This window comes from Amycolatopsis kentuckyensis (assembly GCF_002155975.1).
Taxonomy (GTDB): domain Bacteria; phylum Actinomycetota; class Actinomycetes; order Mycobacteriales; family Pseudonocardiaceae; genus Amycolatopsis; species Amycolatopsis kentuckyensis.
The window spans coordinates 1-9445 of the sequence record NZ_MUMI01000585.1; the positions used below are offsets into that span (position 1 = coordinate 1).

Here is a 9445-nt window from a genome sequence, read left to right on the forward strand (position 1 = left end):
TCGCGGCCTGCGAGCTGTGGATCACCAGCGGCGAACCGTTGCACGCCACGCTGGTCGACCGGTTCGCCGAGCTGCTGCCGGACGCCCGGCTGCTCAACCTGTACGGCTGCACCGAAGTCAGCGGGGACAGCCTCGCCGCGCGGTGCCGGCCCGACACCGGCCCGATCCTCGGCCGGCCGCTGCAGAACACCCACTGCTACGTGCTCGACGACGGCCTTCGCCCGGTCCCGCCGGGCCGGGCCGGCGAGCTCTACCTCGCCGGTTCGGGCCTCGCCCGCGGGTACCTCGGCCGGCCGGCGGCGACGGCGGAGCGGTTCGTCGCCGACGTATTCGGCCCGGCCGGAGCGCGGATGTACCGGACCGGCGACCTGGTGCGGCAGCGCCCGGACGGGAACCTGGAGTACGTCGGCCGTCGTGACGCGCAGGTGAAGATCCGCGGCGTCCGCGTCGAGACGGGCGAGGTCGTCGCCGCCCTGCTGCGCACGCCGCAGGTGACCGCCGCCGCGGTCGTGGCCCGCCCGGACCCGAACGGCGGCAGCCGGCTGGTGGCCTACGTCAGCCCGGCGGCGGCCGTCCCCGCCGACGTGCGCACCTCGCTGCGGGCGTTGCTGCCCGAGCACCTGGTGCCGTCCGTGATCGTCCCGCTGCCTTCGCTGCCCGCGCTGCCCAACGGCAAGGTCGACCTGCGCGCGCTGCCGGAGCCGGACCCGGTGGCGACGAGCCGCGGCGGCGCACCGAGCACACCGCACGAAGAGCTGCTGTGCACCCTGTTCGCGGACGTGCTCGGGCTGCCGCACGTGGGTGTCGACGACAGCTTCTTCGACATCGGCGGCCACTCGCTCGCCGCGGTGCGGTTGATCGGGCGGATCCGCGCCGCGCTCGGCGTCACGGTCACGCCACGCACGTTGTTCGTGGCACCGACCCCGGCCCGGCTGGCCGGCGAGCTGGCCCTCGGCACGCCGGACGACGCGTTGGAAACCGTGCTGCCGCTGCGGGTCGCGGGGGACGCACCGCCGCTGTTCTGCCTGCATCCCGCGGGCGGGCTGAGCTGGTGCTACGCGGGCCTGCTGCGCTCGCTGGCCGACGACCAGCCGCTGTACGGGATCCAGGCCCGCAGCATCACTTCGGCGGAGCCGCTGCCGGGCAGCGTGGAGGAAATGGCGGCCTCGTACCTGGACGAGATCACCGCGATCGCGCCGAACGGACCGTACCGGCTGCTGGGCTGGTCGTTCGGTGGCGCTGTCGCCCACGCGATGGCCGTGGCGCTGCAGGCGCGGGGCGAGAAGGTGGAACTGCTGGCGCTGATGGATTCCTACCCGCGGGAAGGCCTGCCGGAGACCGGCGAACTGTCCGACGACGTCGTGCTGCGGCTGCTGCTGTCGGACTACTTCGCGGTGACCCCACCGGATCCCGCCGAAGGCCCGCTGGATCCCGACGTGACGGCGCGGTTGCTGGCCGAAGCGGGCCTCGCCAGCCTGAGTGCGCGCCACCTCGCCGCCATCGCTTCCTTGCTGCGCACCAATTCCCGGCTGGTGCGCGAGTACCGGCCTGCCGAGTTCGACGGGGACGTCCTGTTCTTCCGCGCCCGCTTCGGGTGGGAGGACGGCGGTCCGTCGAGTGCGTTGTGGCAGCCGTACGCGACGGGCCGGGTCGTCGAGCACCCGATCGCCTGCACCCACGCGACGATGGCCCAGGCCGCCCCGCTGGCCGAAGTGGGCCGCATCCTCACCGCCGCCACGAAGGGCGTGGCACCGACGAAGGGAACCGAGAGGTCATGACCAACCCGTTCGACGACGAGGACGGCCGCTTCCTGGTGCTGGTCAACGACGAGGGGCAGCACTCGCTCTGGCCGTCGTTCGCCGCGGTGCCGTCCGGCTGGGAGATCGCCCACGCCGAGGGCACCCGGCAGGAGTGCCTCGACTACATCACCGAGACCTGGGTGGACATGCGGCCGCGCAGCCTGGTGTCGAAGACGGAAGGCTGAGCGGCGCGCATGACCGACACCGTGGGGCTGCCGGACCTGTCGGACCCGGTGCTGTACGAAACGGCGGACCCGGTCCCGATCTGGGCCCGGCTGCGCGAGGAGTCACCCCTGTTCTGGACCGGGAACGGCGCGGCGGGGCCGTTCTGGTCGGTGCTGGACCACGAGCTGCTCACGACGGTCCTGACCGACCCGGCGACGTTCGTGTCCGAGAAGGGCATGCGGCTCGACGGGGACCCGGCCGCGGCGGTGGCGGCGGCCGGGAAGATGCTGATCGTGACCGATCCGCCCCGGCACGGCGCGATCAAGCGGATCATCAACTCGGCGTTCACCCCGCGGATGGTCGCCCGCCTCAAGGACACCATGCGGACGGTGGTCGCGGACGTGATCGACCGCGCGCTCGCCGAGGACGTCAGCGAGTTCGTCGACGTGGCCGCGCGGCTCCCGGTGGCGGTGATCTGCGACATCCTCGGCGTACCCCGCGAGGACTGGGACCACATGCTCGACCTGACCACGACGGCGTTCGGGCACACGGCGGCCACCGAGGAGGAAACCACCCGCGCCTACACGGAGATCTTCCTCTACTACTCCGACCTGGTGGACCGGCGGCGCCGGGAGCCGGGCCAGGACGTGGTGACGGCGTTGGTGAACGGCGAAATCGACGGCGTCCCGCTCACCGACGAGGAGGTGTTCCTCAACTGCACCGGAATCATCTCCGGCGGCAACGAGACAACCCGCCACTCGACGGTCGGCGGCCTGCTCGCGTTCATCGACAACCCGGAGGCGTGGCGCGCGCTGCGCGAGCGACCCGAGCTGAGCGCGTCGGCGGCCCAGGAGGTGTTGCGCTACGCGGCATCGGTCCTGCACGTCCGGCGAACCGCGGTGCGGGACGTGGAGCTGGCCGGCCACGAGATCAAGGCGGGCGACCGGCTGGCGATGTGGCTCCCGGCCGCGAACCGCGACCCCAAGGTGTTCCCCGACCCGGACACGTTCGACATCACGCGGGCACCGAACCGCCACATGACGTTGTCCCACGGAACGCACTATTGCCTCGGCGGCCCGCTCGCCGCCGCGGAGATCGAGGTGACGTTCGAGCAACTGGCCCGCCGCGTGTCCGGCATCGAGCCGGCGGCCGAACCGAAGCGGCTGCGCTCCAACCTGATCTGGGGTTTCACGTCAATGCCGGTGCGGTTCCACGCAGCCTGAACAACGGCGGCCGCCGGTCCTCCGTGCGGGCGCCGAAAACGCTAGGATAGGGCGACACGAATCGACACCAGGGGGTCGCCGGTGCCCGGTATCATCGATTTCTCCGTCCGCCTTCCGAGTGGGCTGCTCAAAGTTCCGGATCTGCAGCTGACCTCGGGGCTTCCGCTGCCGGAAATCCTCGAGATCACGCACACCGAAACCATTCCGGTCCTCGACGACCACGAACAGGCGTGGGAGCTCGCGGTGGACGCCGCCCGGGAGGTGCTCGACCGCCGCGGGGTCGCCCCTCGCTCCGTCGGGTACGTGCTCTACGCCGGGTCCGGGGAGTGGGACTTCCCGTTCTGGTCGCCGGCCGCCAAGGTGGCCGACGAGCTGGGCATCCGGTCCGCGCACTGCTTCGAGGTCGCCAACTTCTGCAACGCCACCATGACCGCCGTCCAGCTCGCGGCCGACAAGATCGCCCTCGGGCGCGCCGAGTACGTCCTCGTGCTGTCCGGTGACCGGCTCGCCGGGCTCGTCGACCGCACCGACCCCGACTCGAAACCGCTGTTCAACTTCGGCGACGCGCCCGCGGCCATCCTGGTCGGCGCCCACGACGTCCGGTTCGAGGTCACGCACTCCGCGATGCGGACCGATCCCGCATGGGCCGACTACTACCGCGGGGAAATCGCCGAAGATCGGATCTACATGCGCCGGCGCGGGCACCGGAAAGGCCTCGGCGACGCCTACGTCCGCAATTTCGTCGAACTCGTTTCCGAAACCCTCGGCGAACTCGAGCTGCCGCTCGGCGAAATCGCGTTCCTGCTCATGAACCAGGGCGACCGCGGGATGCACGAACGCCTGCTCGGGACGCTCGGCGTGCCGGCCGCGAAATCGGTGTTCAACTACGACCGGCTCGGCCACATGGGCGGGTCGGACCCGTTCATCGCCCTGCGCGGCCTGCTCGACGAGCACCGCCTCACCGAAGGGGACACGGTGCTCGTCGCCAGCAGCGGCATGGGCTTCAGCTGGGGCGTGACCGCGCTGCGCTACGGCAGCTGACGGCGCAGCTCGTCGAGGTGGTCGAAGCCGGCGAGGACGGTCTTGGTGTCGAGGCCGAAGTCGACCAGGCAGGCCACCTCGTCGACGCCGGTCTCCGCCAGCCGCCGCGCGACGCCGAGCGCCTTGGGGACCGTGCCGAGCAGCCCGCCGTCGTCGAAGTAGCGGCGGAACGAGTGCTCGACCAGGAAGTCCAGCTCGTCCGGCGGCAGCTTCGCCGGGTCGACCCGGCGCTTGCCGTCCAGCTGCGAACCCAGGATCAAGCCCAGCGAGCTGCGGATGTACTCGCTCAGCGCCGGCCGGACCTGGTCGCGCACGCGGTCTTCGTCGGTGCCGAGGAAGGTGTGGACCATGAGCACGACGTGCCCGGGCCAGCCGTCGGCGTCCGGCCGCTGCGCCACCGCTTCCCGGTAGGCGGCGATCTTTTCGGCCAGCTGCCCGACGTCCTGGCCGAGCAGGTGCGTGAGCAGGCCCGCGCCCAGCGCGCCGGCCGCGCGGAACGTGTCCACCGAGCCGCCGCTCGTCAGCCAGATCGGCAGGTTCGCCTGCACCGGGCGCGGGTAGGTGCGGAACCGCTGGAGGGTGCCGGCGCCGTCCTTGCCGGACATCTCCTCGCCGCGCCACAGCGCGCGCACCTGTTCGGCGTGCTCGACGACCAGCCGGCGGCGGTCGGCGTAGCTGTCCGGGCTGAGGACGAAGTCCGACGCGTGCCACCCCGAGGCGAACGACAGGCCGACCCGGCCGCCGGAGATGTTGTCGACCACCGCCCACTCTTCGGCGATGCGGGCCGGGTGGTGCAGCGGCGCGACGACGCTGCCGGCGCGGATCGCCACCCGCTCGGTGACCGCGGCGACCGCGGCCCCGGTCACCGCCGGGTTCGGGTAGAGCCCGCCGAACGGGTGGAAGTGCCGCTCCGGCGTCCACACCGCGGCGAAGTCGTTGCGGTCGGCGAACTTCGCGCCTTCCAGGAGCAGTTCGTAGCGGTCACCGGACTCGGCGGTGCTGTCGTTGGCGAAGTAGAACAGGCTGAAGTCCACCGGAAATCCCCTCCAGAGCGGTCAGTTGTCGGTTACCGGTGCGGCCGGCGCGACCGCCGCGCGGTCCGCGGCCGTCGCGCCGGCCCAGCGGACGACGGCGGGCGCGGCCAGCCCGGCGAGCAGCATCACCGCACCGAAGACCAGCCAGCCCGGTGCGCCGACGCCGATGATGAGCACGGTCACCGCGAACGGCGCCACGGTCGACCCCAGCTGGGTCGACATGCCGAACAGGCCCTGGTACTGCCCCTGGGCGTGGTCGGGCGCGAGACCGTAGGCCAGCGACCAGGCGCCGGCGCTGTGCAGCATCTCCCCCAGCACGTGCGCCAGGGCACCGGAGACGAGCACCAGCACCGCGGCCCACACCGGCAGCCCGGCCGCGAACGCGTACAGGCCGCAGGTGACGGCGAGGACGAATCCCGCGCGCCGCAACGACTTCGCGCCGCCGTCCGGCTTCTCCGCGCCCTTGCTGACCCGGACCTGCAGCAGCACGACGCACACGGTGTTGAGCACCAGCAGAGCGGAGAACAGCGTCGACGGCGCCGCCGTGCGGCGGGCGATCCACAGCGGCAGCGCGACCGTCAGCAGCGGGCCGTTCATGATCAGCACGGCGTTGATCAGCGCGAACGCCGCGTACGGCCGGTCCCGCAGCACCCGCAGGCGCGGCCCGTCCGCCGGCGGTGCCGCCGGCTCGACGCTCGGCACGCGCAGGTAGCAGAGCCCGGCGACGGCGAACAGCACCCCGGCGAGCAGGAGCAGCACGACGTACCCGGTGCGGGAGTCGAGGTAGAGGCCGACCCCGCCGAGCACCGCGCCCGCGGAGACGCCGATGTTCGCGATGGAGCGGAAGTACGACCACGCCCGCACGCGGTCTTCCGGCGGGATCACGGCCGCCACCAGCGTGCCGCGCGAGGCGTCGGTCGCCGACTCGCCCATCAGCACCAGGCAGGCGGTCACCGTGAGCCACGCGAAGCTGCCCACGAAGGCGTACCCGCACGCGGTGACCCCGAGGGCGCACAGGGCGATCACCGTGGCGTTGCGCGGGCCGAGCAGGTCGGCCGCGTGCCCGGCGGGCACCGCCACCACCATCCCGGCCAGCGCGCCGATGGTCAGGGCCAGCCCGACCTGCGCCGCGGCGAGCCCCAGCGAGCCGGTGAAGTACAGGACGCTGACGGACATGATGATGCCGTGCGCGGTCGTCTTGGCCAGGTTGCTGACGCTGATCACGCGCACGACCCCCGCGGGCGGCACGAGTTCGGCCAGCGCCCCGCGCAGCCGCGTCCCGGCCGTCACCGGCCGCTCGGCTCGAGCTCGAGACCGGTGAACGCGGGCTGCTCGCGCAGCGCCGGGCGGTCGATCTTGCCGTTGGCGTTGAGCGGCAGCGCGCTCAGGTGCACCAGGCGCCGCGGCACCATGTGCAGCGGGACGTGCTTGCGCAGCCAGCGCCGCAGCTCCCCGGCCGGCTGCTCGTCGCCGGTGTAGAACCCGACGAGCACGGTCTCGCCGCCGGCCGGGCGGGCGAGCACCACGGCCTGGCCGATCCGTTCGTGGCGGCGCAGCGCGGCCTCGATCTCGCCGAGCTCGACCCGGTAACCGCGCACCTTCACCTGGTTGTCGAGCCGGCCCAGGTGCACCAGCCGGCCCTCCTCGAACCGGACGCGGTCCCCGGTGCGGTAGTAGTGCTCCGGGGTCAGGCCGCCGCCTTCGTAGGGGGTCGTGCCGTCCGGCCCGTGGGCCAGGAAGCGGCCGGCGTCGTCGGCGGGGTCGAGGTAGCCGTCGAACCGCTGCGATCCCCGGACGCACAGCTCGCCCTCTTCGGCGGGCCGCCCGTCGTCGCCGAGCACCACGTGGTCGAGGAAGCCGTAGACCGGGCCGATCGGCACCGTGTCGTTCGACGTCGGCGGCCAGCTCAGCGGGTCGCGGCCGAGCCGGAACTCGGTGCAGGCCACGGTCAGCTCGGTCGGGCCGTACACGTTCGTGAGCACCGAGTCCGGCGCCACGGCCTGCCAGCTCTCGGCCTGGTCGTAGGTGAGCGGCTCGCCGATGAACACGCTGTGCCGCACCCTCCTCGCGCGCCCCTTGGGCAGGGTGCCGAGCTCGTCGCCGACCGAGACCACCGACGGCACCGAGAACCAGTGCGTGAGCGCCCGGTCCACCAGGTAGTCGACCGGGCTGAGCAGCTCCGCCTTGCCCGGCACGACCAGGGTCGCGCCGCCCGCCCACGTGACGAACAGGTCGTACACCGACGGGTCGAAGGTCAGGTCGAAGGTGTGCGACATCCGGCAGCCTGGGCCCACCGCGAAGCGCTCCACGTTGTGCCGGACATAGGGCACCACGTTGCGGTGGCGGATCGGCACGCCCTTCGGCCGTCCGGTGGAGCCGGAGGTGAACAGCAGGTAGGCGACGGCGTCGTCGTCGGCCGGGTGCGCGGGCAGCGGCGGCTCCCCGGCCCCGGCGAGCACCTCGGCGTCGGTGGGCGCCAGCACGGTCGGTACCGCGTCCGCGAGGCCGGCCAGCTGCGGGGCGCCCGACTCGTCGGCGACCAGCACGTCCGGACGGGCCAGGTCGCAGACCGTCCGGTTGCGCCGCACCGGGTAGCCCGGGTTCAGCGGCAGGACCGCGGCGCCGAGCCGCTGGGCGGCGAGGTAGCCGGCGAACGTCGTGACGGTGTGCGCGGCCAGCAGCGCCACCCGGGCGGGCGGGCCGCCGTGCTCGGCCACCATCCGCCCGGCCAGCCCCAGCGCACACCGGTGCAGCTGTGCGTAGGTCAGTTCGGTGGCACCGATTTCGACCGCGACGGCGTCGGGCGTGCGGGCGGCGGTGCCGGCGAAGATCTCGTAGAGCGTCACGCCGTCACCGCCACGCCGGTCAGCGAAGGCGCGGTGACCTTCATCGTCGACGGCGGTTCCGTGCGCCGCGGGACCAGGTGCAGCCGCTGGACGCCCTCCTCGGCCGGGTCCAGGCCCGCCTGGCAGCCACAGGGGTCTTCGGCGTAGCCGGCGAACCGGTAGGCGATCTCCATCATCCGGTTCCGCGCGGTCGGCCGGAAGTCGGCGACCAGGTGCGCCCCGGCCCGCGCGGCCTGGTCGGCGAGCCAGCCCAGCACGATCGCGCCGACGCCGAACGAGACCACCCGGCACGAGGTAGCGAGCAGCTTGAGGTGCCACACCCCGGCGTCCTTCGCCACCAGCAGCACCCCGACGGCGCCGTGCGGGCCGAACCGGTCGGTCAGCGTGGTCACCAGGACCTCGTGCCGCTCGTCGGAGAGCAGGCCGCGCAGCACGGCGTCCGGGTAGTGCACGCCGGTCGCGTTCATCTGGCTGGTGCGCAGGGTCAGCTCCTCGACGCGGGAGAGCTCCTCCTCCCCCGCCCGCCGGATCCCGAGCTCCAGTTCGAGCGAGCGCAGGAAGTCCTCGTCGGGCCCGTCGAAGCGGTCGCGGGCGGCGTCGCGGCGGAACGAGGCCTGGTACATCTGGCGCCGCCGCCGCGCGTCGACCGTGACGGTGGCCGGGCTGAACTCCGGCCGGCCGAGCAGCTCCAGCACGTCCGCGGCGTCGTAGCAGCGCACCTCGGGCAGGTGGTGGGCGACCTCCGCGCGTTCGGCGGGCTGGTCGTCGACGAAGGCGACGGTGCCGAGCGCGAACTTCAGCTCGTCGGCGATCTCGCGCACCGAGTCGGACTTGCGGCCCCAGCCGATCTTCGGCAGCACGAAGTACTCGGCCAGGCCGAGCTCCTCCAGCCGCTGCCAGGCGTGGTCGTGGTCGTTGCGGCTGGCCACCGACTGCAGGATGCCGCGCGCGTCCAGCTCGCGCACCAGCGCGCGGACGTCCTCGGCCACGCCGACCTCGGCGTCCTCCAGCAGCGTGCCCCGCCACAACGTGTTGTCGAGGTCCCAGACCAGGCACTTCACCGTAGTCACGGCCGTTCCCTTCCCGCTCAGACCCGCCACAGCGACACCGCCCACGCGGCCACCGGGCTGTTGTTCAACACCAGCACGTGCTCCCCCGCCGCCACCTCGCCCGAGCGCAGCAGCGCGTCGAGGTTGAGCACGACGTCCATCGCCCCGACGTGCCCGTACCCGGCCAGGTTCCGGGCGCAGACCGGGTGGATCGGCAGGCCCAGCAGGGTTTCGTAGAAGTCGTAGGCGCTCGCGGTCACGTTCTGCATGAGCGTGGCGGCGACGCCG

Annotated in this window: 9 protein-coding genes; 4 read left to right on the plus strand and 5 right to left on the minus strand. The window is 72.8% G+C overall.

Annotated elements, in window-relative coordinates:
* From CCN39_RS52680 to CCN39_RS42840, 4 genes are all read left to right on the plus strand, one after another.
* A partial coding sequence (locus tag CCN39_RS52680; protein ID WP_158104602.1) for a thioesterase domain-containing protein occupies positions 1 to 1778 on the plus strand: 1778 nt, incomplete at its 5' end.
* Positions 1775 to 1984 (plus strand): MbtH family protein, encoded by a 210-nt coding sequence (locus tag CCN39_RS42830; RefSeq protein WP_086852307.1) that lies wholly within the window; start codon positions 1775 to 1777, stop codon positions 1982 to 1984. The genes CCN39_RS52680 and CCN39_RS42830, both read left to right, overlap by 4 nt.
* Positions 1985 to 1993: 9 nt before the next feature.
* Positions 1994 to 3187: a cytochrome P450 gene (locus tag CCN39_RS42835; protein WP_208630633.1), complete on the plus strand. Its 1194-nt coding sequence runs from the start codon at positions 1994 to 1996 to the stop codon at positions 3185 to 3187.
* Between the two features lie 81 nt (positions 3188 to 3268).
* Positions 3269 to 4228, plus strand: coding sequence for a 3-oxoacyl-ACP synthase III family protein (locus CCN39_RS42840; RefSeq protein ID WP_086852310.1), 960 nt, complete (start codon positions 3269 to 3271; stop codon positions 4226 to 4228).
* Here CCN39_RS42840 and CCN39_RS42845 read toward each other — a convergent pair.
* The 5 genes from CCN39_RS42845 to CCN39_RS42865 form a co-directional block, all read right to left on the minus strand.
* Positions 4216 to 5262, minus strand: a complete 1047-nt coding sequence (locus CCN39_RS42845) for a MupA/Atu3671 family FMN-dependent luciferase-like monooxygenase (RefSeq protein ID WP_086852312.1) — start codon at positions 5260 to 5262, stop codon at positions 4216 to 4218. The genes CCN39_RS42840 and CCN39_RS42845 overlap by 13 nt on opposite strands.
* Positions 5263 to 5283: 21 nt before the next feature.
* Entirely contained in the window at positions 5284 to 6552 is a 1269-nt protein-coding gene (locus tag CCN39_RS42850) for an MFS transporter (RefSeq protein WP_086852313.1), read from the minus strand.
* A complete protein-coding gene (locus CCN39_RS42855) occupies positions 6549 to 8108 on the minus strand; it encodes an amino acid adenylation domain-containing protein (RefSeq protein WP_086852314.1) in 1560 nt (519 codons plus the stop codon). The genes CCN39_RS42850 and CCN39_RS42855 overlap by 4 nt, the downstream gene beginning before the upstream one ends.
* Positions 8105 to 9169 carry an HAD-IIIC family phosphatase gene (locus CCN39_RS42860; RefSeq protein WP_208630634.1) on the minus strand — a complete coding sequence of 355 codons (1065 nt, stop codon included), beginning with the start codon at positions 9167 to 9169 and terminating at the stop codon, positions 8105 to 8107. Before CCN39_RS42860 ends, CCN39_RS42855 begins: the two co-directional genes overlap by 4 nt.
* A gap of 26 nt (positions 9170 to 9195) precedes the next feature.
* On the minus strand, positions 9196 to 9445 hold a 250-nt coding region (locus tag CCN39_RS42865), incomplete at its 5' end, for a 3-oxoacyl-[acyl-carrier-protein] synthase III C-terminal domain-containing protein (protein WP_279629619.1).